Origin of the sequence: Micromonospora sp. NPDC023888 (genome assembly GCF_040639415.1) — a bacterium.
Lineage (GTDB): Bacteria > Actinomycetota > Actinomycetes > Mycobacteriales > Micromonosporaceae > Micromonospora.
Genome location: NZ_JBEZZW010000067.1, coordinates 1 through 24,647, shown reverse-complemented (window position 1 = coordinate 24,647; position 24,647 = coordinate 1). Strand labels below are relative to the sequence as shown.

Below are 24,647 nucleotides of genomic sequence, written 5' to 3'. Positions count from 1 at the left end.
GCCGTCGGCACTGCCGAGGGGCTTGCCCAGCAGCAGGCGAACGTACTCCGACCCGATGAATCCGGCTCCGCCGGTGACGAGGATCCTCACGGGTCGGGAAGTGTACGCGAACTCGGGTGCGGTACGCGGGGCGCGACCCCCCCGCACATCCTGCTGTTGTGCCGCTACTCTTCCCCGGTGCGTGGAATCCTACTTGCTGGCGGCACCGGTTCCCGGCTCTGGCCGATCACCCGTGCGGTCTCGAAGCAGCTGATGCCGGTCTTCGACAAGCCGATGGTCTACTACCCGCTCTCCACCCTGGTGATGTCCGGGGTGCGGGAGATCCTGGTGATCACGACTCCGGAGGACCAGGACCAGTTCCGTCGGCTGCTCGGCGACGGCAGCCAGTTCGGGCTGCGGCTGGAGTACGTCAGCCAGGAGCGCCCGGAGGGCATCGCGCAGGCGTTCATCCTCGGCGCGGACTTCATCGGCGCGGAGTCGGTGGCGCTGATCCTCGGCGACAACATCTTCCACGGTGGTGGTCTCGGCCGGCAGCTCGCGGCGCACGGCGACCCGGTCGGCGGGCGGGTCTTCGCCTACCAGGTGGCCAACCCGCAGGAATACGGTGTGGTCGACTTCGACGACGCCGGTCGGGTGCTCTCCATCGAGGAGAAGCCGGCCCGGCCGAAGTCCCGCTACGCGGTGCCCGGCCTCTACTTCTACGACAACCGCGTCGTGGACATCGCCCGCAAGCTCACCCCGAGCGCCCGCGGCGAGCTGGAGATCACGGCGGTCAACGAGGTGTACCGGGAGACCGGGGAGCTGTCGGTGACGGTGCTGGATCGGGGCACCGCCTGGCTGGACACCGGCACGTTCACCTCGATGATGCAGGCAGCCGAGTTCGTCCGGGTGGTCGAGGAGCGGCAGGGTCTGAAGATCGGTTGTGTCGAGGAGGTGGCCTGGCGGGCCGGCCTCATCGACGACGACCAGCTCCGCGCGTTGGCGACGCCGTTGACCAAGAGCGGTTACGGCGACTACCTGCTCGGCCTGCTGGCCGAGCCGAACGGCCGGCACGGGGTGGCGTGGTGAAGATCCGGGAGCTGAGCATCGAGGGCGCCTGGGAGATCACCCCCCAGCAGCACGGCGACCCGCGCGGCATGTTCATGGAGTGGTACCGCTTCGACAAGCTCGCCGACGTGGTGGGGCATCCGTTGCGGCTGGCCCAGGCCAACCTGTCGGTCTCGGCGCGGGGCGTGGTGCGCGGCATCCACTTCGCCGACGTTCCGCCGGGGCAGGCCAAGTACGTCACCTGTGTGCGCGGCGCGGTCCTCGACGTGATCGTGGACCTGCGGGTGGGCTCGCCGACCTTCGGCCGTTGGGAGGGCGTCCGGCTGGACGACACCGACCGCCGGGCGGTCTACCTCAGCGAAGGGCTGGGGCACGGTTTCTGCGCGCTGACCGACGACGCGACGTTGAGCTACCTCTGCTCGGCCAGCTACAACCCGACGGGTGAGCACGCGGTGCACCCGCTGGACGAGGAGCTGGGCATCGAGTGGCCCGCCGACGTCCCGCTGCTGTCCGCGCGCGACGACGCGGCGCCGACCCTGGCGCAGGCCCGCGAGAGCGGCCTGCTGCCGGAGTACGACAGTTGCCGGCGGTTCGTGGCGAGCCTCGGCCCGGACGGAATGTCGCACTCAACCGGTATGTGACCGCCCCCGGGGCACGACCTGTGGTGTGACAGTGACGAACCGGGCCTCCGGGCGGCTAATGTCACACCATGGAGCGGCGAATCTTCGGCCTCGAGACCGAGTACGGCGTCACCTGCACCTATCGCGGGCAGCGGCGGCTGTCCCCGGACGAGGTCGCGCGGTATCTGTTCCGTCGCGTGGTCTCCTGGGGTCGGTCGAGCAACGTCTTCCTGCGTAATGGAGCCCGGCTCTACCTGGACGTCGGGTCGCATCCGGAGTACGCGACACCGGAGTGCGACTCGGTGACCGATCTCGTCGCCCACGACCGGGCTGGCGAGCGGATCCTGGAGGGCCTGCTCGTCGACGCGGAGAAGCGGCTGCACGACGAGGGCATCGCGGGTGAGATCTACCTGTTCAAGAACAACACCGACTCGGCCGGTAACTCGTACGGCTGCCACGAGAACTATCTGGTCTCCCGGCACGGGGAGTTCGGCCGGCTCGCCGACGTGCTCATCCCGTTCCTGGTCACCAGGCAGTTGATCTGCGGGGCCGGCAAGGTCCTGCAAACCCCGCGCGGCGCGGTCTACTGCCTGTCGCAGCGGGCCGAGCACATCTGGGAGGGCGTCTCCTCGGCGACCACCCGCAGCCGTCCGATCATCAACACCCGCGACGAGCCGCACGCCGACGCCGAGCGCTACCGGCGGCTGCACGTCATCGTCGGTGACTCCAACATGAACGAGGTCACCACGCTGCTCAAGGTCGGCACCGCCGACATCGTGCTGCGGATGATCGAGGCCGGGGTGGTGATGCGCGACCTGTCGCTGGAAAACCCGATCCGGGCGATCCGGGAGGTGTCGCACGACATCACCGGTCGGCGCAAGGTGCGGCTGGCCAACGGCAAGGAGGTCAGCGCGCTGGACATCCAGCAGGAGTACCTGTCCAAGGCGACCGAGTTCGTCGAGCGTCGCGGCGGCGACCAGGCCGCCAAGCGGGTCGTCGAGCTGTGGGGGCGGGTGCTCAACGCCGTGGAGACGGGCGACCTGGAGCCGGTCTCCCGGGAGATCGACTGGGTCAGCAAGTTGCGGCTGATCGAGCGCTACCAGCGCAAGCACGACCTGCCGCTGTCGCATCCCCGGGTGGCGCAGATGGATCTGGCCTACCACGACGTGCGTCGCGGTCGCGGCCTCTACGGTCTGCTGGAACGGCGTGGCGAGGTCGACCGGGTCGCCACCGACCCGGAGATCTTCGAGGCCAAGGAGACCCCACCGCAGACCACCCGGGCCCGGCTGCGCGGTGAGTTCATCCGGCACGCCCAGGAGAAGCGGCGCGACTTCACCGTCGACTGGGTGCACCTGAAGCTCAACGACCAGGCGCAGCGCACCGTGCTCTGCAAGGACCCGTTCCGGGCGTACGACGAGCGGGTGGAGCGGCTGATCGCCAGCATGTGACGGGTCTGCCGGCCCCGGCGGTGGTGTGCCGCCGGCGGGGCCGGCTGGCCCGGTAGGCTGGTCGCGCCATGACGACTTCTGGACCTTCCGACCGCCCTGAGCGCGGCGCCGAGCGGCAGAACTGGGTCGAACGCCGGCGGGAGAAGATCCGCGCCGAGGTCGACCGTAACCGCCGCGGTGAATACACGGTGCCGACCTGGGTGCTGGCCCTGGCGTTGGTGCTCATCGTCGGCGGCTGGCTCGCCCTGATCTTCCTGGCCTGACCGACACCCCCCTCAACCGAGCAGGCTGGCGGCGTGGCGGCCCGCCGCCGCGGCGGCCAGGAAGTACGCGTGGTCGGCGTCGAGACCACGGCCCATCGTGGACAGCGGCACGGCGCTGGCGCGCAGCGCGGCGTCGAGACCGGTGGTGGGCACCCGGACGATCCGGTGCCGGGCGGCGAGGGGGGCCAACGACGCGTCCACCTCGGCCGCGAGGGCCGGGTCCAGGCCATCGGGCACCACCAGCTCCGCCGGGGCGAGGGCCACCCGGCCGTACGCGGTGAGGCTGTGGTGTGACACGCCCCGGTGCCGGGGGCGGGGGTCGGCGGCGGAGACGCGCAGCGAGCCGACCGGCCGTCCACCGAGCGTGGCGATGGCGTTGACGGCCTCGCCGACGGCGACACCGGAGAACCCCCAGCGGGTGCCGGTGCCCAGGTTGCCCGGCCCCTGGGCGACGATGGCCACGTCGGCGCCGAGCACGTATCGGGCGGCGAGCAGGCCGCCGTGCAGGGTGGTCGCCTCCAGGTCACCGCCGAACGCCTGCCCGACGGTGATCGTGCCGGCCAGGTCGGCGCGCAGGCCGGCGAGGGTGCGGGAGAACCAGGCGGGCAGGGCCCCGCCGTCGGTGAGCAGGTACGCCACCTGCGCCTGCGGGGCGTCGGCCCGGATGCCGGCCAGGATCGCCGGCAGCGCCGAGTGCAGGTCGGCGGTGACCACCGGCAGGCCGCCCAGGTCGTCGGCGTCGGCGAGCACCGCGCGGTGCGGGGACGCCTCCTCGTCGACGCCGAGCAGGATCGGCTGCAACGGCGTGTACCGGGCCTTGACCAGGTGCCCGGCGTCGCGGGTGTCGCCGACCTCGGGCGGGTCCGGCGGCAGCCGGTCCGGCAGGGCCACCACCAGGGCGTACCCGCCGGTGCCCAACCCCATCAGCAGCGCACCGGCGTTGAGCAGCACCCGGTCGCCGGGCTCGGGTGTGCCGACCAGCTCCGGGTAGGCAAGCGCCCGCATGCGCGTGCCGTCGGGCAGGTCGACGTCGAGTTCCACCGCCCCGGTCCACTGCCGTCGCAGCGTCACCACCGTCCCCGTACGCCATCGCACCATGACGGGCACGCTAGCCGCGCGGACCCGACGGCCCGCGCCCGGGTGCGGCGGTGGTGGATCAGGTCGGTTCGGGGCCGCCGGCGTCCGGGGTCGGCCCGGCCTGGGTGTGTCGGGCGGTGCCGGTGGCCCCCGGCAGTGAGCGGGTGGGGTCGAGGAAGACGAAGCGGATCTCCGGGTACCGCGTGGTGAGCCGCCGCTCGGCCTGGTCGGCGGCGGCCTCGATCTGCGCGCCGGTGGCCTCGTCGCGGAAGTCGACCTTCGCGGCGACCAGGATGTCCTCCGGGCCGAGCTGCATGGTCAACAGGGTGTCGATGCGCTCCACCTCGGGCAGCCCGCTCAGCTCCTGTTCGATCTCGTGGCGCAGCCGCTCGGGGACCGCCCGGCCGACAAGCAGCGACAGGTTGTTGGCGGCGAGGATCCCGGCGACCGTCAGCAGCAGCAGCCCGATCAGGATCGACGCGATGCCGTCCCACACCTCGTCGCCGGTGGCGTGCGACAGGCCGACGCCGGCCCCGGCCAGCAGCAGACCGACAAGCGCCGCGCTGTCCTCCAGGAAGACCGCCTTGACTGTGGTGTCCGCGGTCAGCCGCAGGAACCGCCGCGGCGTGGTGCCCCAGCGCCGTGACTCGCTGCGGACCTGCCGCAGCGCACGGGCCAACGAGATCGACTCGATGACGAACGACACCGCCAGGACGATGTACGAGACCAGGTAGTCGCCGCTGTGCTCGTGCACCAGGATCGTGGTGACGCCGTGGGTGACGGCGAAACCGGCCCCGGCGACGAAGGTGAACATCGCGGCGAAGAACGCCCAGACGTAGCTTTCCTTGCCGTACCCGAAGGGGTGTCGCTGGTCGGCGGGCCGGGCGCCCCGGCGCAACGCCTGGAAGAGCAGCACCTCGGTGGTGGTGTCGGCGACCGAGTGGGCTGCCTCGGACAGCATCGCGGCCGACCCGGAGATCAGCCCGGCGATCAGCTTGGCGATCGCGATGGCGAGGTTGGCGGCGCCCGCCACGATCACCGTGCCGACGCTCTCGCTGTCCGGCCTGGCCTCCGCTTGCGACATGAGGATCACCCTAATGACCGCGGGCGGCGACGCGCTGGGGGAGGCCCGATCCGAACAAGTGTGCGGCACGCCCGCGTGGGTGCACGGGCTGGGCGCGTCGGCTGCTAGCGTCTACCGGGTGTCGCGGACCCGCACCGAACGCCTGGTCAACCTGGTGATCTGTCTGCTGTCCACGCGACGGTTCCTGACCGCCGCGCAGATCGCCGCGACCGTGCCCGGTTACGAGCACGACCCTGACGACGCGCGCGACCACGAGGCGTTCCAACGCAAGTTCGAACGGGACAAGGCCGAGCTGCGCGAGTTGGGTGTGCCACTGGAGACGGGCACGGCGAGCGCCTTCGACGCCGAGCCCGGTTACCGGATCGCCCACCGCGAGTACGCGCTGCCCGACATCCTGCTGGAGCCCGACGAGGCCGCCGCGGTGGGCATCGCCGCCCGGCTGTGGCAGCACGCCGGGCTGGCCGCCGCCGCGTCGTCCGGGCTGGCCAAGCTGCGCGCCGCCGGGGTGGACGTGGACCCGCAGGCCACCCTGGGCCTGGAGCCGATGGTCACTGTCGATCCGGCGTTCGCGCCGCTGACGGCCGCGGCCCGGGACCGCCGCGAGGTCGGTTTCGACTACCGGGTGCCCGACCGTGACGCGCCCAGCCGGCGACGGCTGCAACCGTGGGGCGTGGTCTGTTGGCGCGGCCGGTGGTATGTGGTCGGCCACGACCTGGACCGGGCGGCGACCCGCTGCTTCCGGCTGTCCCGGGTCGTCGGCACGGTCCGGGTGACAGGCGTGCCCGGCGCGTACCAGCCGCCGCCCAACGTCGACCTGATCAGCCACGTGGCCCGCTGGTCGGGCCCGGTGGAGCGCACCGGCCGGGCCACCGTGCTGGCCGCGCCGGGCCGGGCCGCCGGGCTGCGCCGCTGGGCGGTGGACGTGACCACCGGGCCGGACGGCGACCGGCTGGTCCTGCCGTACGCGGACCCGGACGGGTTGGCCGGGCACCTCGTCGGCTACGGCCCGGACGTGCGGGTGCTCGACCCGCCGGAGGTCCGCGAGGCGGTCATCCAACGACTCAAGGAGATTGCCGTCCGGCACGACGAGCTGGCCGTCACCGGGGGTGCCCGGTGACCCGCCCGACCGTCCGGGGCGGTTCCCGCGCGTCCGCCGACCGGTTGGCCCGCCTGCTCAACCTGGTGCCCTACCTGCTGGCCCGACCCGGCATCGAGATCGCCGAGGCGGCCGGTGACCTGGGTGTCACCGAGCGCCAGCTACGGGAGGACCTGGAGCTGCTCTGGGTCTGCGGGCTGCCCGGTTACGGCCCCGGCGACCTGATCGACATGGCGTTCGACGGTGACCGGGTGACGATCACCTACGACGCCGGCATCGACCGGCCGCTGCGGCTCACCCCGGACGAGGCCCTCGCGCTCGTGGTGGCGTTGCGGATGCTCGCCGAGACGCCCGGGGTGGCGAACCGCGAGGCCGTCGAACGGGCCCTGGCGAAGATCGAGGACGCGGGTGACCTGGTGGGCGCGCCGGTGGCGGTCCGGCTGCCCGGTGACACCCGGCGGGTCGAGGCGCTGCGTGCCGCCGTGGAGGGCGGCCGGGCGCTGCGGATCACCTACTACACGGCAGCCCGGGACGAGACCACCGAACGCGTCATCGACCCCCTGCGGATGCTGATGGTCGGCGGCCGGGCCTACGTGGAGGCGTGGTGTCGGCGCGCGGAGGCGGTCCGCCTGTTCCGGGCCGACCGGATCGACGCGATCACCGAGCTGGCCGAGCCGGCCACCGTGCCGCCGCAGGCCGTCCCGCACGACCTCACCGAGGGTGTCTTCCGCCCCTCGCCCGACCTGCCGCTGATCACGCTGCGCATCGGCCGCAGCGAACGGTGGATCACCGAGTACTACCCGTGCGAGCGGGTGGAGGCCGGCGACGGCGACCAGTGGCTGGTCTCCCTGCGGGTCACCGACCTGGGGTGGGCCCGCCGGTTCGTGCTGGGCCTCGGCCCGGACGCCGTGGTGGTCGCCCCGGTCGAGCTTGCCGAGCAGGTACGGGCGGCGGCGGCCGCCGCGTTGGACGCGTACGCGGTGCCCAGCCCCTTGGCCGCGCCCCGGCTGCCCGCGTCCGACGCCGTGCCGACCGACTCCGGTGTGCCGCTCGACGCGCCGTCGGGTGACCCGGCGGTGGCCGCCCGCACCCAGTAGGCTGACCGCCGTGCTGATCTGGATCGTGCTCGCGGTGGTGCTGCTCCCGCTCGTGGCGCTCGCGTTGGCCGTGCGCCCGATGCTGACCCGGCTGCCTCGGCTGCGTCGCGCCGCGGTGGCGTTGCAGCGGCGGGCCGCCGAGGCCGAGGCGCTGCGGGAGACCGCCGAGGTGTTGCAGCAGCGTGCCGAGGATGTCCAACGCCAGCTCGACACCACGGCGCAGCGGCTCGCGGTGATCAAGGCCAGGCGCGGCTGATCGACCCCTCGCCGGGCTGGGTGCCCGGCGGCGGTTGACGGATCATCGCGCGTTGGTCAAGACTTCACCCTTCGGGTCGAACCACCCCCACCCGGCGGGTGGCAGACAGCCGATCCGCACGTACGATGGGCTGCGTACCACCCCTCGGACACAGAGCGACTGGAGCTTCTCATGGGTGCCCTCAAGCCGTGGCACATCGCTGTTCTCGTGGTTGTGCTGATCCTGCTCTTCGGTGCGAAGCGGCTTCCCGACGCTGCCCGTTCGCTGGGTCGGTCGCTGCGGATCATCAAGGCCGAAACCAAGAGCCTGCAGGACGACGACCGCGACCTCGCCGAGAAGGCTGACGCGCAGGCCGGTTACCAGCCGTTGCCGCCGCACGCGGGGCAGCAGGCGCCGTACGCCGGGCAGCCGCAGCAGGCGCCGTACCAGCAGGCGCCGACGCAGCAGCCGGTTGTCGACCCGGTGCACCGCGTCCGCGACAACTGACCGAAGGGCCCCACCATCGTGGCCTTCGCACTGCGTAAACGCGCCCCCAAGTCGTTCGAGCGGGCCGCCGACGGCTCGATGACGCTCATCGAGCACGTCCGCGAGCTGCGCGACCGGTTGTTCCGCGCCTCGCTGGCGATCGTCGTCGGCCTGATCGTCGGCTTCTTCCTGGCTCAGCCGGCGTTCAATCTGCTGAAGGAGCCCTACTGCAGTTTGCCGGACGCCACCGACGCGCTCGGCAACTGCCGCTCGTTCCTTCAGCTATCTCCCGCGGACGGCTTCATCCTGAAGCTGAAGCTGGCGCTCTGGATCGGCCTGATCGTCGGGGCCCCGGTCTGGCTCTACCAGCTCTGGGCGTTCATCGCGCCGGGGTTGCACCGGCACGAGCGCAAGTGGGCGTACGTCTTCGTCGCGATCGCGGCCCCGCTGTTCGCCGGTGGTGCCATCCTGGCCTACCTCGTCGTGGACAAGGGCCTCGCGTTCCTGCTGGAGGCGGGCGTTACCGGCCTCTCCACCCAGTTGGAGGTCACCCGCTACATCTCGTTCGTCACGAACATGATCCTGTTGTTCGGGGTGGCGTTCGAGTTTCCGCTGATCCTGTTGATGCTCAACTTCACCGGGGTGGCCAGCGCCCGCCGGTTGTTGAGCTGGTGGCGGGCGGTCATCTTCATCTCCTTCGCCTTCGCCGCGATCGCGACTCCGGACCCGGGTCCGTTCGGCATGACGCTGCTGGCGCTCTCCCTCTCGCTGCTGTATTTCGTGGCGGTGGGGGTGGCGTTCATCAACGACAAGCGGCGTGGGCGTGGCAAGGAGATCTACGCCGGCATCGGCGACGACGAGGTGTCGCCGTTGGAGTTCGACGCGGATCCGGTCGTGGCCGGGCAGCGGGTGGACTCGACCGCGCCGATCGGTGTACCCGATCCGATCGCCCCACCGGCGCCGATCGAGCGGCGCTACGACGACATGACCTGACGGCCCCGCGCCGCCCGGTCAGCCGACGCCGTCCCCGTTTGCGGGGGCGGCGTCGCCGCGTTACCCGTGGCGTCGGCAACGGGACCGGTGGTGACCGCGCCTGCCTCCGGTGAACGTCGGGTGTCCGACCGGTACGGTGCTGCCCGTGACCGCAGACGATCACCTGTCCGCCCGGCCCACCGGTGGCCCGGTCCACCGCGCCCCGCACGCTGGTGGCCCCGTGGCGGTGCTCGCCAACCCGACCGCCGGTCGGGGGCGGCACCGAGCCCTGCTGCCCCGGCTGTTGGACGGGCTGGCCGCCGCCGGCCGGCCGGTCCACGTGCTGTCGGCGGCCACTCCGGGTGAGGCGGAGGTGGCCTGCCGTGCCGCCGTCGCCGACGGCATCGGCGCGCTTGTCGCGATCGGTGGGGACGGCACAGTGCACCGGGCGATGCAGGCGGTCGCCGGCACCGATGTGCCGTTCGGCCCGGTGCCGGCGGGGACCGGCAACGACTTCGCCCTCGACACCGGCTTTCCCGCCGACCCGGTGGCGGCGGTGGACGTGATCGCGTCAGCGCTGCGGGCCGACCGGACCCACGTCGTCGACCTGGCCCGGATGACCGGGGTCGACGGTGCCGAGCGCTGGTTCGGGGCGGTCCTCGCGGCGGGGTTCGACGCGATCGTCAACGAGCGGGCCAACCGGATGCGCTGGCCGCGTGGTCCCCGCCGGTACGACCTGGCGATCCTTGTCGAGTTGGCCCGGCTGCGACCCCGCCGCTACACGCTGCGCCTCGACGGGGTGCCGCACGAGGTGGACGCGGTGCTGGTGGCGGTGGGCAACTGCCCGACGTACGGGGGCGGGATGCGGATCTGTCCCGCCGCCGACCCGACCGACGGGCTGTTGGACGTGGTGGTGGCGGGTCGGGTCAACCGTCGGACGCTGATCCGGGTGAAGCCGCGCATCTACCAGGGCACCCACGTGAGTCACCCCCTGGTGACCAGTTACCGGGCGCGCACCGTGGAGGTGGCCGCCGAGGGCATCGTCACGTACGCCGACGGGGAACGCTCTCTGGCGCTGCCGGTGACGATCAGCGCCGTTCCGGGCGCGCTGCGGCTGCTGCGTTGACCCGTACCGCTCCGATGCTCGCCGCGATGACAAGCACGATGGCGGCGCACTCCAGCAGGGTCAGGGCCTGGCGCAGCACCAGCCAGCCGGCGAGCGTGGCGACGGCCGGGCCGAGGCTCATCAGCACCGCGAACGTGGCGGTCGGCATCCGTCGCAGCGCCAGCAGTTCCAGGGTGTAGGGCAGCCCGGAGGCGAGCACCGCGAGGGCGGTGCCGAGCGCCAGCACCGGCGGGTCGAGCAGGACCGCGCCGCCGTCGACGATGCCCAGCGGCAGGGTGACGAGCGCGGCGAGGGTCAGCGCCAGGGCCAGCCCGTCCGCGCCCGGGAACCGGCTGCCGACCCGGGCGCTCAGCACGATGTACGCGGCCCACATGGCGCCGGCGCCGAACGCGAAGGCCACCCCGACCGGGTTGAGCCGGTCGAAGCCGCCCTGCCCGAGCAGCGCCACCCCGGCCAGGGCCAGCCCGGCCCAACCCCAGCTGGCCGGTCGTCGGGCGCTGAACACCGACAGCGCCAACGGGCCGAGCACCTCAAGCGTCACCGTCGGACCCAACGGGATACGGTCGATGGCCTGGTAGAACAGCGAGTTCATGCCGGCCAGCGCCAGCCCGAACGCGCCCGCCGCGAGCCAGGCCGACCGGTCGTGCCCGCGCAGCCGGGGCCGGCACACGATGAGCAGCAGCACCGCCGAGATGGTCAGCCGCAGGGTCACCGCGCCGGCCACCCCGGTACGTGGGAAGAGCAGCGCGGCCACGGCGGACCCGAACTGCACCGACAGCGCCCCGCCGAGCACCAGGCCCACGGCGGCGATGCCACCGTGCCGGGCCGGTGGCGTGTCGGCCGGCGTGGGCGTGGGCAGCAGCGTCTCGGTCACGGGCACGACGGTAGGCGGTCGGCTCCGGCCGTCGTGCGGCGGTGTCGACCTGCCGAAAGGCGAGGAACTGATCTTCGTGCCCAAGTGTCCGCGCGGCTGGGCGCGGAGCCGACACGGCCGGACGTGTTCGCCAACGCGGTGCTACCGGCGTACGGTCCCTGGTATGACCAGCGCGATGCGGAAACTGTCGATCTCCGTGCCACCCGACGTGGCCGAGCGTCTGGAGCGCGAGTCCAACGCGAGCGCCTACATCACCCAGGCCGTCCGTGACCGGATGCGTCTGGACGCGTTGGACGCGGAGTTGGCCCACCAGGGCATCACCATCACCGAGCAGGGGGTGGCCGAGGCGCGCGCCCGCCGGGCCGCCGTGGAGGCCGACTGGTCCCCGGAGCGCCGCAGCGCGCTTCGCGAGCGGGCCCGCCAGCACGCGCTCGGCACGCTCGAACATCCGGCGGCATGAGCCCCGAGGACGACCGTCCGGTCCGGCTCGTGCTGGACCGGTCGGCACTGCTTGCCTACCTGGCGGGGTCGGTGCATGTCGGGGAGCCGTTGCACGAGGTCATCCAGGACCGCAACAGGTTCGGCGTGACCGCCGTGACCGCGGCGGAGGCGCTGGCGGTCGTCAGCGACCCGAAGGAACGGGCGACCCTGCACCGGCTGCTGGACCTGGACGCCTGCGAGGTGCTCTCGACCGAGGGGCACTCCTGGCACGAGCTCAGCTTCTGGCGCACGGTGACGGGCCGTGCCGATCTGGCCACCACGGTGCTGGCCGTCCTCGAACACGACGCCTCGATCCTCACCGCGGAGGACCGGTACGGCGACGGCGAGCTACCGGTGATCCACATCCCCGACTGACGGCGCCGCGACCGCGGGTCAGCCCGGCAGGGCGAGGTCGAGGACAGCGCCGAGCCCGTTCTCCCGACCCGGGTCGGCCGTGGGGAGCACCAGCACCGCGCAGCCGGCCGCCACCGCGCCCGCGTCCGCCGGGGTGTCACCGACCATCAGCGTCTGCTCCGGGTCGACGCCGAGCATCCCGCAGGCCCGCCAGAAGATCGCCGGGTCGGGTTTGCAGCGCCCCACCTCGTAGGAGAGCACGAACGCGTCGACCAGGTCGGTCAACCCCCAGGCGTCGAAGTGCGGCCGCAGGTCGAAGCCGATGTTGCTGACCACCGCCACGGGCACTCCGGCGGCGCGCAGCGCGGCCAGTGTGGGAGCGGTGTCCGGGTACGGCAACCAGCCCTCGGCGGTCAGCAGCCGCTCGTATAGCGCGTCGGCGAAGCCCTCGATGCCCGCGTCGACGGTCTCGGCCAGCCCGATGTACGCGCCCCGGTGGGCGTGCTGGTAGAGATCCCGGTCGGCCCACAGCTCGGCCAGTCGGGGTGGCACCCGCGCTGGCAGCGGCCCCCCGGCGCGCCCGGCGGTCAGCAGCCGGTCGGCAAGCGAGGTGGCGCGGACCCGGTCCAGGGTGACCCCGCACGCCGCCGCGGCCGCCAGCACCCACTGCCGGGGCTCCTCCACCTGGGCCAGGGTGCCGTGGAAGTCGAAGAGCACCGCCTTGACGGGCCGTCGGGACGCCCGGGGGGCGGCGGCCTCGGGGCTGCCCGGCGGACGAGTCTGGGGCGGTTCGGCATGGTCCGGCACGCCGTGCACCCTACCGACCGCCCCGGACGGCCCAACCGGACGGCCTTGTGGGGTGTCCTGTCCCGGCACGCACTAATCTTGGTGTCATGTCGAGCCCCGCCGAGCGGTACGCAGCGGCGCGCCGCCGGGCCACACAGGCCGCAGAGTTTCCGGCGCTGGACGAGTTCGCCCTTGACCTGGGGTTCGATCTCGACGACTTCCAGCGGGAGGCGTGTCAGTCACTGGAGCGGGGCAGCGGTGTGCTGGTCTGCGCTCCGACCGGCGCCGGTAAGACCGTGGTGGGGGAGTTCGCGGTCCACCTGGCGTTGCGCGGGCGGCCCGACGACCCGGTGTCCGGCGACGACCCCCCGGCCCGGCGCAAGTGCTTCTACACCACGCCGATCAAGGCGCTGTCCAACCAGAAGTACCACGACCTGGTCGCCCGGTACGGCGTCGAGCAGGTCGGTCTGTTGACCGGTGACAACGCGATAAACGGTGACGCGCCGGTGGTGGTGATGACCACCGAGGTGCTGCGCAACATGCTCTATGCGGGCTCCAGCACCCTGCAGGGGCTGGCGTACGTGGTGATGGACGAGGTGCACTACCTGGCCGACCGGTTCCGCGGTGGGGTGTGGGAAGAGGTGATCATCCACCTGCCCGCCTCGGTCACCCTGGTCTCGTTGTCGGCGACCGTGTCCAACGCCGAGGAGTTCGCCGACTGGCTGGTCACCGTGCGCGGCGAGACCGCCGTGGTGGTGAGCGAACACCGGCCGGTGCCGTTGTGGCAGCACATGCTCGTCGGCAAGCGGATGTTCGACCTGTTCCACGACGCGGACGCCGCCCGCAAGCACGACGTGCACCCGGAGCTGCTGCGCTACACCCGCGACCAGATGCGCCGCCTGGAGCTGGGGGAGGGGCGCAGCGCCGGGCCGGGCTCGGGTCGACGCGGCCCCCGCTGGCGTGGGCCGATGCGCCCGGACATCGTCGACCGGCTGGACCGGGAAGGGCTGCTGCCGGCGATCCTGTTCATCTTCAGCCGGGCCGGTTGCGCCGCCGCCGTGCAGCAGTGCCTCGCCGCCGGTCTGCGCCTCACCTCGCCCGACGAGCGGGCCGAGATCCGCCGGGTGGTCGAGTCCCGTGTCACCGCCATCCCCGGCGAGGACCTGACGGTGCTGGGCTACTGGGAGTGGCTCGACGGCCTCGAACGCGGCCTCGCGGCCCACCACGCCGGCATGCTGCCGGTGTTCAAGGAGATCGTCGAGGAGCTGTTCGTCCGCGGCCTGGTCAAGGCGGTCTTCGCCACCGAGACCCTGGCGTTGGGCATCAACATGCCGGCCCGCTGCGTGGTCCTGGAACGCCTCGTGAAGTACAACGGCGAGGCGCACGTCGACCTGACCCCGGGGGAGTACACGCAGCTCACCGGCCGGGCCGGCCGTCGTGGCATCGACGTGGAGGGGCACGCCGTCGTGGTGTGGTCCCCGGAGACCGACCCACGGCACGTGGCCGGGCTCGCGTCCACCCGCACGTACCCGCTGCGCTCCAGTTTCCGGCCGTCGTACAACATGGCGGTGAACCTGGTCGGCACGGTCGGCGCGGAGCCGGCCCGGGCGCTGCTGGAGTCCTCGTTCGCCCAGTTCCAGGCGGACCGGTCGGTGGTCGGCCTGGCCCGGCAGGTGCAGCGCAACACCGAGACCATCGAGGCGTACGGCGCGGAGGCCGCCTGCCACCACGGTGACTTCGACGAGTACTTCGCGCTGCGGGTGGCCATCGCGGACCGGGAGAAGGCGATCGCCCGGCAGGGGCAGACCCAGCGCAAGGCCGCCGCGGTGGCGTCGCTGGAGCGGCTGCGGATCGGCGACGTGATCCGGGTGCCGTCGGGCCGGCGGGCCGGGCTGGCCGTCGTGCTCGACCCGGCCACCGGCGGGTTCGGTGAGCCTCGGCCGCTGGTGCTCACCCAGGACCGGTGGGCCGGGCGGGTCAGCCCCGGCGACTTCACCACCCCGGCCGAGGTGCTGGCCCGGATCCGGGTGCCCAAGCACTTCAACCACCGTTCACCGGGCGCCCGCCGGGATCTCGCCGCCGAGGTCAGCGGCACCGGCCTGGACCGGCACGGCGGCCGACGGGGTGGCCGTTCCCGACAGACGGCCGGCGAGGACCACCAGATCGCCCAGCTCCGCACCGAGCTGCGGAACCACCCCTGCCACGCCTGCCCGGAGCGGGAGGACCACGCCCGCTGGGCGGAGCGCCGACGGCGGCTGGAGCGCGACACGGAGGAGCTGCGCGAGCGGGTCTCCGGGCGGACCGGGTCCCTCGCGCGGACCTTCGACCGGATCGTGGCGCTGTTGACCGACCGTGGTTATCTCGCTCGCGACGGCGCGGTCACCGACGCGGGGCGGATGCTCGGTCGGATCTGGACCGAGGCGGACCTGCTCGTCGCCGAGTGCCTGCGCCGGGGGGTGTGGAACGGCCTGTCCCCGGCCGAGTTGGCCGCCGCGGTGTCGGTGGTGGTCTTCGAGGCGCGCCGCGACGTCGACGAGCGGGCGTCGTTGCCGCGGGGGCCGGTGGCCGACGCGGTGGACGAGACGGTGAAGCTCTGGAGCGAGATCGAGGCCGACGAGGCGGCTCGCGGGCTGACCGCGACCCGGGAGCCGGATCTGGGCTTCGCCTGGCCGGTCTACCGGTGGGCCCGGGGCGAGGCGCTGGCCAAGGTGCTCGGCAGCGGCCACGAGATGGACGGTGAGATGCCCGCCGGCGACTTCGTCCGGTGGGCGCGACAGGTCGTCGACCTGCTCGGTCAGCTCGCCGACTCCGGCGGCGCGTCGCCGGACCTGCGGTCCACCGCCCGACAGGCCATCGCGGCCGTCAACCGGGGCGTGCTGGCCTACCACACCTCTGCCTGATCGTCACGTTCAGTGACGACCTTCGACGAATCGACGCGTCGGACAGTCACCGCGGCAGCACCCCCCGAATAGCTCGGGGGGCGCTGTTGCACCTGATCACGCCACCCCTGATCATTGCCGAGCGCCCTTTGTTGACGCGCCGGTAACGAACGGGGGAAGACCGCTGTGGCGGACATCAATCACTTTGAGTACGGGTGGCTAACACCCGCGTCGAGCTACGCGCTGTCCGTACTCGGTTCGATCCTCGGGCTGGTGTGCGCCGGGCGCATCCGTACCGCGCGCACGGCCGGCCAGCGGGCCTGGTGGGGGCTGCTGGCGGCCTGGGCGCTGGGCGGCACCGCCATCTGGGCGATGCACTTCATGGCCATGCTGGGCTTCGCCGTCGAGGGCACCCGGATCCGCTACGACGTGCCGCTGACCGCGGCGAGCACGGCCATCGCCGTGGTGGCGGTCGGCATCGGCCTGGCCATCGTGGGCACCGGCCGGTTGAATCCGGTACGCCTGATCGCCGGTGGTGTCTTCACCGGCGCCGGGGTGGCCTCCATGCACTACACCGGGATGGCGGCGATGCGCCTCAACGGCAGCCTCGGCTACGACACGGTCCGGGTCGTGCTCTCGGTGGCCATCGCTGTCGTGGCGTCCACCGTCGCGCTGTGGCTCGCGATGACCGTCCGGCGGGGGGTGGCGATCTTCGCCTCCGCGCTGGTCATGGGCATCGCCGTGAACGGCATGCACTTCACCGGGATGAGCGCCCTGTCGGTGCACCGGCACGAACAGGTGGGCGGGGTGACCGGTGCCCAGGTGAGCACACTGCTGGTGCCGATCATGGCGGCGGTGATCTTCGGCGTGGTCGGTCTGCTCTACGCCCTGCTCGCCGCCCCGACCGACGACGACCGGGCCGCCACCGCCTACCTGGACGGGCGACGGGTCCCGGAGCCGGCCCCCGCGACGCCCGCCGCCGCCCCGGACCCGGTCGGGCTGCGCGCCCGCTCCACCCTCGGCCAGCCGGGCACCCCGTTCCCGTCCCGCCGGGACACCCCACCGCGCTGACGGGGGACGCGCGGCCGGTGCGGGGTCAGGTCCCCGGGCGGCCCGACCAGTCGCCGTCGATGCTGAGGGTGGCCAGCAGCCCGGGGTGGTCGGTGGCCCCGTGCATGGTCACCGACCTGCGGCAACAGAGACCGATGTCGGTTGTCGCCACGATGTGTTGCAGCGCCCCGTCGTCGATGCGCTGGTGACCCGGCGGCGCGCAGGACCGCACATCGGGGTCACCGCCGTCGCGGAGATTGAGGTCACCGCTCAGCAGGACGGGCGGCTGCCCGGTGCGCCGGCGGATCGTCGGCAGGATCGTGTCGAGCAGTTGGCGGCACTGGGCGAGCGCGACCCCGTAACTGGTGTTCGCCAGGTGCGTGGTGCAGGCGAGCAGAACCGCGTCGACGCAGAGCCAGGCTCGTTCCTCGGGGTCCGCGAGGTCCTGCGTCGGGTGGATCCCGCGGTACACGGCGGGCGCGGCGTCCGAGGTCCGCGCCCGCGTCAGCAGTCCCAGGCCGTACGGTTGGCCGTTGCGGCACCGGGTGTCGCCCCCGCTGGGGCGGTCACCCGCGGCCTGGAACGCGGAGACGACCCGCCGCCCGGTGTGGACCGTCGCGAACACCCGCTCCAGGACGGCCACGTCGTCCTGGCAGATCTCGTTGAGGGTGACCAGATCGGGTGCCTCGGCGCTGATCACCTCGGTGGCTCGCTCCAGGGAGCGGCCCGTGTAACAGCCGGCGCGGCCGCTGTTGCAGAGGTTCAACTGCAACACCCGCAGGATGGTCGGCCCGCCGTGGTCCGTCGGGCCGGTCACCGACGACCCGGCGGGCAGCCCGGCGGCGGCGATGAGGCAGCCGACGGCCAGGGCTCGACGTAGGAAGCGGTGCGAACGGCGGTCGGCCACGCGGGCTCCGGGTGCAGAGGGCGGCAGTCGTCGCCGAGGTGTCCGTGATCCTACTGACGGCCGGTCTCCGCGCGGGGGGCGAGGGGGCACGCGGTGCGCGTACCCCCTCGGGGTGGCTCAGTGGGCGCGGACCGCGACCACTGTGTACGGCGTGGTCGGGGTCGGTGGTGTGGTGAAGCGGCCGTTGGGCAGGTAGAGCCGGCCCAGGGCCTCGGCGACGGTGGTGGGCACGTCGAAGTTCGGGTCGGTGATGGTGCCGGTGACCGTGCCCGTGGTGCCGGCCCGGTTCAGCGTGGCCACCGCGATCTGGTTGAGGCTGTTCTGCACGACGTAGAGGGTGCGGCCGCGCAGCAGCAGGCCGTCCCCGTTGGTGAAGGTGTAGCCGGGCACGTCCACGACGGTGGTCGCGCCGGTTGCCGGGTCGACCCGGTACAGCGTCCCGGTGTTGGACTGGACGACGATCAGCGCGCTGCCGTCCGGTGTGGTGGCGATGCCGTTGACGTTCACGCCGGTGCCGACCTGCTGGTACGCGCCGGTCAACGCGATGGTGGTGAACCCGTCGGCGGGCGGAAGGGCGCCACCGCGACCGAGTGGCAACCGGTAGAGCACCGGCCGGTGCGAGTCGGTGAAGTACGCGGCGTCGGGGGTCAGGACGACGTCGTTGACGAACGTCGGCGTGGTGGCGAACTGGTAGCGCGCCAGCACCTCGCCGGTGCGGGTGTCGAGCACACGGGCGTCGCCCGCGGTGCCCCCGGCGACGAAGAGCCGGCCGCGCGGGTCGATCTTGAGTCCGAGGGACGGGGTGCCGGTGGCCGCGCCGATCGTCGTACCCCGACCGGTGAGAAGGTCGACGCGCTGGATGGCGCCGGTGGTGCGGGAGCCGAGGTACGCGTACCGGCCGGCGGTGGCGATGCCCTCGGGTGTGAACCCGTCGGGCAGGGCGAGGACGGTGGGCAGCCGCCCGGCGGGGTGGGCCTGCGCGGGCGCGACGGCGACGCCGGTCAGGAGGGCGGCGGTCAGGGCGCCGCCGAGCGCGGCCCGAAGGGGTCGGTTCACTGTGCTCCTTCCGGGCGGACCGCGGCAACGAGCCGACAGATCCACCACGATCACTGCGGCCAGGACCCTGCCCACTGTACGACCGCTGCCGACCGCCCGCCCGGCGTCGCCGGCGCGGTCCTCGGGGTGACCGCGCCGGCGAGCCGGCGAGCTGGGCGGATCGTCAGGCGTTGCGGACCAGCCGCCACCTGTTGTCCGCGCTGCCGTTGTCCGAATCCTGCACCGCCTGCGCGCCCAAGGCGGTCGAGGCGTTGAGGATGCCGAGCAGCTTGTTGCTGTTGACGTTGCGGATCTTGTAGGTCCCGTCGCCGTTGTCCACGAGGATCCACCGGTGGTCGGCGGTGCCGTTGTCCGCCCACTGCAGGACCCGGGCGTTGTCGGCGGTGGACATGTTCTCCACGCCCAGCACCTTGTTGCTGTTGACGTTGCGGAACCGGACCGCGTTGCCGTCGGTCACGACCACCCAGTTGTGGTCGGCGGTGCCGCTGTCGCTCCACTGCACGGCCAGACCACCGTCGGCGGTGGACATGTTCTGGATGCCGAGCACCAGGCCGGTGCCGACGTTGACCAGGCGGTAGCTGCCGCTGGGGCCGCCGCTGCCGCTGGTGTTCCAGTAGACGGTGTAGTTGTAGCCGTGGGCGTCGTAGAAGGGGGCGAGGTTCACCGTGGACCCGTTGGCGCTGGCGGTGAACGCGAGCGAGCTGGTGCTGGTCCGGGTGATCGAGGAGACGGTCAGGGTGGGCAGGGTGCTCAGCGCCGTGTTGCCGTAGTTGCCGGCCAGCACCGTGGGGCCGTACGTGACCGCGCCGACGTTGGCGTTGTCGTTGGCGGCCTTGACGGCGATCTGCATCGGCAGCCGCACGGTGATGGTGTCGCCCGCGGCCCAGGTGCGCGTGACGGTGGCGTAGGTGCCCGGCGTGGTGGTGACGTTCTCCACAGTGCCGTTGACGGCGATCGTCGCGCCGCTGGTCCAGGACGGGATCCGCACCCGGATGCTCCACGAGCCGCTCATCGAGCCGCTCAGGGTCAGGGTGCTGGTGTCACTGACCGGGAAGCTGGTGGTCTGGGTGACCGTGATGCCGCGCTGCGTCCAGTCGAGCACCGACGGCGCGAACAGGTTCACGCTCAGCGTCGTGCCGTTGTAGAAGTAGATGGAGTCCATCAACCTCGTGTTGATCTCCAGGCCGGTGCCCTGGCAGCACCAGAACGAGTTGTAGTCGGTGCTCCAGGTGCCGCCACCCCAGGCCGGGCCCACGCCCCGCCGGCCACCCGGGCGCAGGGGGGTGAAGTAGGTGATGTGGCCGCGGCTGTCGGCCGGGTTCTGTCCGCCGATCAGGTGGTTGATCAGCGCGCGCTCGTAGAAGTCGAAGTAGTCGGCCCGGTTCGGGTCGAGCAGCCACAGCTCCCGGGTCAGTTTGAGCATGTTGTACGTGTTGCACTGCTCGCAGGTGTCGTTGCTCAGGTAACCGGCGATCGCGTTCGGCGCCCGGAAGTGCTCCGCCTGGCTGTTGCCGCCGATGACGTAGGTGTGCGCGCCGACGGTGATTCGCCACGCGTTGCTGGCGATGTCCCGGTAACGGGTGGTCCCGGTGGCCTTGTACTCGCGGGCGGCGCCGACCCACTTGGGGACCTGCGTGTTGGCGTGCAGCCCGTTGAGCTGGTCCTGGCCGGAGGCCAGGGGGTTGAACACGGCGGCGTGGTCGAACCGCTGTGCGGTGGTGAGCCACCGGCTGTCGCCGGTCTGCTGGTAGATGTCGGTGAGCACGTCGTTCATGCCCCCGAACTCGGTGCCCAGCATCGACTGCATCTGGCTGGAGCTCAGTCGGCTCGTGCGGGTGTCGACCCAGCCGGCGAGGGACAGCAGCACCGTGCGGGCCTGCGTGTTGCCGGTGTAGCGCCAGACGTCGAGCAGCCCCGCGAGGGTCTTGTGGATGCAGTAGTAGGGCACGTTGCCGTTGGACAGCGTCCGTGCCTCGAGCGCGGTGAAGTCGGACTCCGGGAAGCCGGAGAGGTAGCCCGCACCGAACCCGGCGGCGCCGTTGTTCGCCTGGCACTTGGCCAACTCGGCGACCATGTAGTTCGCCTTGTCCCGGCAGGTGGTGTCGCCCAGCACCGCGTACGCGTACGCCCAGGCGCTCAGGAAGTGGCCCTGCATGTGGGTCCGGAACGGGAAGTTCGGCGCGTCCCAGCCGCCGTTGGTGGCGGCGCCGTTCGTGGACAGCCGGTGGTTGGCGCGGAAGTTGTAGAGCATCCGGTCGACGTCGACGAACCGCAGGTAGTTGAGCGTCCGCGACTGGTTGTCCATCCACCGGCCGGAGGTCAGCCGTACCTGACCGAGGTCGAACGGGTACGCCGAGACGCCGATGTCCGGTCGGGCCGGCGGCACCACGGCGGCCGCGGCGCTGCCGGCGGCGACTGTGGTGCCGGCCGCGGAGAGCACCACTGTGGCTCCGGCGGCCTGGAGGAGGTGGCGGCGGCTGAGGGACGGGGGTGGCATGGGAACCTCCGGGAAATTCGGTACGGGACGGTGCGCTACGCGGTCATGCGGAAGGTGTGTCCGGGCGGCCCGCGGCGCTCGGGGGCTCGGCGCGCCCCTGGCGGTGGCTGCGGCGGACAGTGCGCCCGGGTGAACGCGCGTCGAGCGGACAAGCTGCCACCGTGGACGCCAGTGGCACGCCCGCGGGAGGCCTAATCGTGGCACATCAATGTGATCGCTAACATAGTTGGTCGTTAACACGCCCGCAACCCCCGAGGTCGCCCGGCGGGCCGTCCCGAGGGCGTCGGTCCGGTCGCCGCACGCCATGGTGCCTGGCCGGCGGTCGCCAAGGAGGCGCCCGAGGTCCGAAATGGACGGTATGGGGCTTGCGACCGGCAGGTGGTAACAGCGCGTAACGGACGACCACCGAGGGGGGCGGGGTCTGCCGTCCGTTGACGCCCGCCGCGCCGCTCAGTACGGTGCATCGTAAATCTTGGATGTCAACGTCGATACATCACTGCTGCGATGTGGTTACGACGGTCATCTCGAACGACTCAAAAGTCCAGGTCATCAGCGGAGGGGAGGTGTCGACAAAGATCTGTTAGCGCTAACACGGATGCCGCTCGTGCTACTTCGTACGCGCACGGTGAAGTCCTTTCGACGGCAACCCGGGTAGCGGTGGCTCGTCGACTCAGACCCCGCGCACGGCACACTCTCGGTGGGAGTAATCGTGAAGGTGAATGCTCGAACCACAACCCGGACCAATCGCCGGGCCAGGCGCGTCATCGCCTGGCTGGCGAGCCTCGTCTGCGTCCTCGCGCTGGTCCCCGCCGGCGTCGCGAAGGCGGACAATCCTATTGTTCAGCATGTTTATACGGCTGATCCGGCACCGTTGGTGTACAACGGCCGGGTCTATCTGTACACGGGTCATGATGAGGATGGCTCGACGTATTTCACGATGAGGGACTGGCGAGTGTGGTCGTCGGCGGACATGGTGAACTGGACTGATCATGGGTCGCCGATGAGTTTGGCGACGTTCGCGTGGGCGGATGCGAACGCGTGGGCTGGTCAGGTCGTGGCACGCAACGGGAAGTTCTACTGGTACGTGCCGGTGCGGCAGCGTTCGAACGGGCAGATGGTCATCGGGGTGGGGGTGGCGGACTCGCCGACTGGTCCGTTCCGGGATGCGATCGGTCGGCCGTTGGTCGGGAACAACGAGATCGATCCGACGGTGTTCATCGATGATGACGGGCAGGCGTATCTGTACTGGGGCAATCCGGGTCTGTGGTATGTGCGGTTGAACGCGGACATGGTTTCCTACTCGGGCAGCGCGACGCGGATCGCGTTGACCACGGCGGGGTTCGGTACGCGTAGTGGTAACGCGAGTCGGCCGACCCTGTACGAGGAGGGGCCGTGGGTGTTCAAGCGCAACGGGTTGTATTACAACGTGTTCGCGGCGGAGTGTTGTTCGGAGTTCATCGCGTACTCGACGGCTCCTGGGCCGACCGGGCCGTGGACGTACCGGGGGACGATCATGCCGCGGCAGGGTGCGAGTTTCACCAATCACGCCGGGGTCGTCGACTTCAGTGGTGGGTCGTATTTCTTCTATCACAACGGGGCGTTGCCCGGTGGTAGCGGTTACACCCGGTCGGTGGCGGTGGAGAAGTTCTCGTACACCGCCAATGGTCTGTTCCCGACGATCACGATGAGTACCGCGGGGGTGCCGCAGGTGGGCACGCTGAATCCGTACGTGCGGCAGGAGGCCGAGACGATCGCGTGGGGTTCGGGCATCGAGACCGAGGCCTCCAGCGAGGGCGGTATGAACGTCGGGTGGATCGAGAACGGCGACTGGGTCAAGGTCAAGGGCGTCGCGTTCGGCGCGGGCGCGTCGTCGTTCACGGCCCGGGTCGCCTCGGGCACCAGTGGTGGGCGCATCGAGGTACGCCTCGACAGCGCCACCGGCCCGGTCGTCGGGACCTGCGCCGTGGCCGGCACCGGCGGTTGGCAGGCCTGGACCACCACCACCTGCGCGGTGAACGGCGCGAGCGGCACCCATGACCTGTATCTGCGCTTCGCCGGCGGCACCGGCACCCTGCTCAACGTCAACTGGTGGCAGTTCAGCGGCACCGGCGGCAGCGGCACCGTGCTCACCAACGGTGACGTGGAGAACGGCACGACCGGCTGGGGTGTGCACGGCAGCGGAACGCTCTCCCGGAACACCACAGTCGCCCACGGCGGCAGCGGGTCTCTGTCGATCACCGGCCGGACCGCCGCGTGGAACGGCCCCAGCCAGGACGTCACCTCGAAGCTCACCAACGGCAAGAGCTACACCACGAACGTCTGGGTGCGGGCGCAGAGCGGCACGCCCTCGGCCAAGGCGACCCTGTCGCTGACCGCGAACGGCACGACGAACTACATCCAGCTCACCCCAGCCGTGGGAGTCAACGTCAACGGCTGGACCCTGCTCACCGGCACGACGACCGTGTCGTGGAGCGGCACGCTGTCCAGCGCGGCCTTCTACGTCGAGACGGCGGCGGGCACGGACAGCCTCCTCGTCGACGACGTCTCGTTCCAGTGACGCGTGCTGCGGAGCCGTCCTCGGACGGCTCCGCAGCACGAGGCCCCGGCGGAACGACCGGAGCAACCCCGCCCCCGGCGCGATTCGTTACGACTTGACGAACGGCATGTTATCGCTCACAGTCGATGCTTGAGGGCGGCCGCACCTGTGGTTCACCGGGCGAGCCTGCCGGCCGCACCTCGGAGCGCGACGTCCGCCCAGGGCATGCCGGACGTCGTGTCGGGGTCTCCCATCACCGGTGCCGTGACGGCGACCGAGCGTCCGCTCGTCATGCTCCGGGCACGGCGAGCCGACCCCGCGGTTGCTGGCATCGGCGTCGACATCGCCGGTGCCGATGTCACCGACTTCGCAGGAACAGATTCGGGCGCTGCACCTCCACCACCGAACCACCACAGACAAGGAATTCGCATGAATCACAAGAGAGTCCTGCGATTGGCGGTGACCGTCGCAGCCACCGGCGCACTCGCCGCCGGAATGACGATGACGCTGACCTCCACGGCCAGTGCCGGCACGACCCTGAGGGCGTCGGCGGCGGAGAAGGGCCGGTACTTCGGCGCGGCGGTCGCGGGGCAAAAGCTCTCCGACAACACGTACGTGACGATCCTGAACCGCGAGTTCAACAGTGTCGTGGCCGAGAACGACATGAAGTGGGACGC

At 71.6% G+C, this 24,647-nt stretch carries 23 protein-coding genes; 16 read left to right on the top strand and 7 right to left on the bottom strand.

The window, feature by feature from the left end; translation table 11 throughout:
• Positions 1-177: 177 nt before the first annotated feature.
• The 4 genes from rfbA (at position 178) to AB0F61_RS33335 (ending at position 3,378) form a co-directional block, all read left to right on the top strand.
• Positions 178-1,068 (top strand): glucose-1-phosphate thymidylyltransferase RfbA, encoded by an 891-nt coding sequence (gene rfbA, locus AB0F61_RS33350; RefSeq protein ID WP_357818123.1) that lies wholly within the window; start codon positions 178-180, stop codon positions 1,066-1,068.
• Complete coding sequence (rfbC, locus tag AB0F61_RS33345) at positions 1,065-1,688, top strand: dTDP-4-dehydrorhamnose 3,5-epimerase (RefSeq protein ID WP_357818121.1); 624 nt, start codon at positions 1,065-1,067, stop codon at positions 1,686-1,688. The genes rfbA and rfbC overlap by 4 nt, the downstream gene beginning before the upstream one ends.
• A 68-nt stretch (positions 1,689-1,756) precedes the next feature.
• Entirely contained in the window at positions 1,757-3,115 is a 1,359-nt protein-coding gene (pafA, locus tag AB0F61_RS33340; RefSeq protein ID WP_357379633.1) for a Pup--protein ligase, read from the top strand.
• Between the two features lie 68 nt (positions 3,116-3,183).
• Positions 3,184-3,378 carry a hypothetical protein gene (locus tag AB0F61_RS33335; RefSeq protein ID WP_357818118.1) on the top strand — a complete coding sequence of 65 codons (195 nt, stop codon included), beginning with the start codon at positions 3,184-3,186 and terminating at the stop codon, positions 3,376-3,378.
• Between the two features lie 12 nt (positions 3,379-3,390).
• On the opposite strand, the gene AB0F61_RS33330 is transcribed toward AB0F61_RS33335, so the two are convergent.
• Both AB0F61_RS33330 and AB0F61_RS33325 read right to left on the bottom strand, forming a co-directional pair.
• On the bottom strand, positions 3,391-4,476 hold the full coding sequence (locus tag AB0F61_RS33330; RefSeq protein ID WP_357818116.1) for a DUF3866 family protein: 1,086 nt from the start codon (positions 4,474-4,476) through the stop codon (positions 3,391-3,393).
• Positions 4,477-4,534: 58 nt separating this feature from the next.
• Entirely contained in the window at positions 4,535-5,539 is a 1,005-nt protein-coding gene (locus AB0F61_RS33325) for a cation diffusion facilitator family transporter (protein WP_357818112.1), read from the bottom strand.
• Between the two features lie 118 nt (positions 5,540-5,657).
• Between AB0F61_RS33325 and AB0F61_RS33320 the strand changes: the two genes are divergently transcribed.
• From AB0F61_RS33320 to AB0F61_RS33295, 6 genes are all read left to right on the top strand, one after another.
• Positions 5,658-6,656 (top strand): WYL domain-containing protein, encoded by a 999-nt coding sequence (locus AB0F61_RS33320; RefSeq protein ID WP_357818132.1) that lies wholly within the window; start codon positions 5,658-5,660, stop codon positions 6,654-6,656.
• Complete coding sequence (locus AB0F61_RS33315; RefSeq protein WP_357818109.1) at positions 6,653-7,732, top strand: YafY family protein; 1,080 nt, start codon at positions 6,653-6,655, stop codon at positions 7,730-7,732. Before AB0F61_RS33320 ends, AB0F61_RS33315 begins: the two co-directional genes overlap by 4 nt.
• Positions 7,733-7,742: 10 nt before the next feature.
• Positions 7,743-7,988, top strand: a complete 246-nt coding sequence (locus tag AB0F61_RS33310) for a hypothetical protein (RefSeq protein ID WP_357818106.1) — start codon at positions 7,743-7,745, stop codon at positions 7,986-7,988.
• Between the two features lie 171 nt (positions 7,989-8,159).
• Entirely contained in the window at positions 8,160-8,474 is a 315-nt protein-coding gene (tatA, locus tag AB0F61_RS33305; RefSeq protein ID WP_355031473.1) for a Sec-independent protein translocase subunit TatA, read from the top strand.
• A gap of 18 nt (positions 8,475-8,492) precedes the next feature.
• The gene (tatC, locus tag AB0F61_RS33300; RefSeq protein WP_357818101.1) at positions 8,493-9,446 is read left to right on the top strand and encodes a twin-arginine translocase subunit TatC; all 954 of its coding nucleotides are present in this window, start codon (positions 8,493-8,495) and stop codon (positions 9,444-9,446) included.
• Positions 9,447-9,609: 163 nt separating this feature from the next.
• Positions 9,610-10,551 carry a diacylglycerol kinase gene (locus tag AB0F61_RS33295; protein WP_357818130.1) on the top strand — a complete coding sequence of 314 codons (942 nt, stop codon included), beginning with the start codon at positions 9,610-9,612 and terminating at the stop codon, positions 10,549-10,551.
• On the opposite strand, the gene AB0F61_RS33290 is transcribed toward AB0F61_RS33295, so the two are convergent.
• The gene (locus AB0F61_RS33290; RefSeq protein WP_357818098.1) at positions 10,514-11,431 is read right to left on the bottom strand and encodes an EamA family transporter; all 918 of its coding nucleotides are present in this window, start codon (positions 11,429-11,431) and stop codon (positions 10,514-10,516) included. The two genes, AB0F61_RS33295 and AB0F61_RS33290, sit on opposite strands and share 38 nt — an antisense overlap.
• A gap of 157 nt (positions 11,432-11,588) precedes the next feature.
• Here AB0F61_RS33290 and AB0F61_RS33285 point away from each other — a divergent pair, with 157 nt between their 5' ends.
• Positions 11,589-11,885, top strand: a complete 297-nt coding sequence (locus tag AB0F61_RS33285; RefSeq protein WP_357818095.1) for a hypothetical protein — start codon at positions 11,589-11,591, stop codon at positions 11,883-11,885.
• On the top strand, positions 11,882-12,280 hold the full coding sequence (locus AB0F61_RS33280) for a PIN domain-containing protein (protein ID WP_357818092.1): 399 nt from the start codon (positions 11,882-11,884) through the stop codon (positions 12,278-12,280). The genes AB0F61_RS33285 and AB0F61_RS33280 overlap by 4 nt, the downstream gene beginning before the upstream one ends.
• An 18-nt stretch (positions 12,281-12,298) precedes the next feature.
• On the opposite strand, the gene AB0F61_RS33275 is transcribed toward AB0F61_RS33280, so the two are convergent.
• Entirely contained in the window at positions 12,299-13,066 is a 768-nt protein-coding gene (locus AB0F61_RS33275) for an HAD-IA family hydrolase (protein WP_357818089.1), read from the bottom strand.
• A gap of 86 nt (positions 13,067-13,152) precedes the next feature.
• Between AB0F61_RS33275 and AB0F61_RS33270 the strand changes: the two genes are divergently transcribed.
• Both AB0F61_RS33270 and AB0F61_RS33265 read left to right on the top strand, forming a co-directional pair.
• The gene (locus AB0F61_RS33270; RefSeq protein WP_357818086.1) at positions 13,153-15,945 is read left to right on the top strand and encodes a DEAD/DEAH box helicase; all 2,793 of its coding nucleotides are present in this window, start codon (positions 13,153-13,155) and stop codon (positions 15,943-15,945) included.
• Positions 15,946-16,110: 165 nt separating this feature from the next.
• Positions 16,111-16,995 (top strand): MHYT domain-containing protein, encoded by an 885-nt coding sequence (locus AB0F61_RS33265; protein WP_357818083.1) that lies wholly within the window; start codon positions 16,111-16,113, stop codon positions 16,993-16,995.
• A 25-nt stretch (positions 16,996-17,020) separates the two neighbouring features.
• On the opposite strand, the gene AB0F61_RS33260 is transcribed toward AB0F61_RS33265, so the two are convergent.
• The 3 genes from AB0F61_RS33260 to AB0F61_RS33250 all read right to left on the bottom strand — a co-directional run bounded on the left by AB0F61_RS33260 (position 17,021) and on the right by AB0F61_RS33250 (position 21,434).
• Positions 17,021-17,881 carry an endonuclease/exonuclease/phosphatase family protein gene (locus AB0F61_RS33260; RefSeq protein ID WP_357818080.1) on the bottom strand — a complete coding sequence of 287 codons (861 nt, stop codon included), beginning with the start codon at positions 17,879-17,881 and terminating at the stop codon, positions 17,021-17,023.
• A gap of 117 nt (positions 17,882-17,998) precedes the next feature.
• On the bottom strand, positions 17,999-18,937 hold the full coding sequence (locus AB0F61_RS33255; RefSeq protein WP_357818077.1) for a superoxide dismutase: 939 nt from the start codon (positions 18,935-18,937) through the stop codon (positions 17,999-18,001).
• A 163-nt stretch (positions 18,938-19,100) separates the two neighbouring features.
• Entirely contained in the window at positions 19,101-21,434 is a 2,334-nt protein-coding gene (locus tag AB0F61_RS33250; protein WP_357818075.1) for a beta-L-arabinofuranosidase domain-containing protein, read from the bottom strand.
• 763 nt (positions 21,435-22,197) lie between these two features.
• On the opposite strand from AB0F61_RS33250, the gene AB0F61_RS33245 reads away from it, so the two are divergent.
• Together AB0F61_RS33245 and AB0F61_RS33240 are read left to right on the top strand one after the other, a co-directional pair.
• Positions 22,198-23,991 carry a family 43 glycosylhydrolase gene (locus AB0F61_RS33245; protein WP_357818127.1) on the top strand — a complete coding sequence of 598 codons (1,794 nt, stop codon included), beginning with the start codon at positions 22,198-22,200 and terminating at the stop codon, positions 23,989-23,991.
• 204 nt (positions 23,992-24,195) lie between these two features.
• The coding region (locus tag AB0F61_RS33240; protein WP_357818072.1) for an endo-1,4-beta-xylanase at positions 24,196-24,647 on the top strand (452 nt) is incomplete at its 3' end.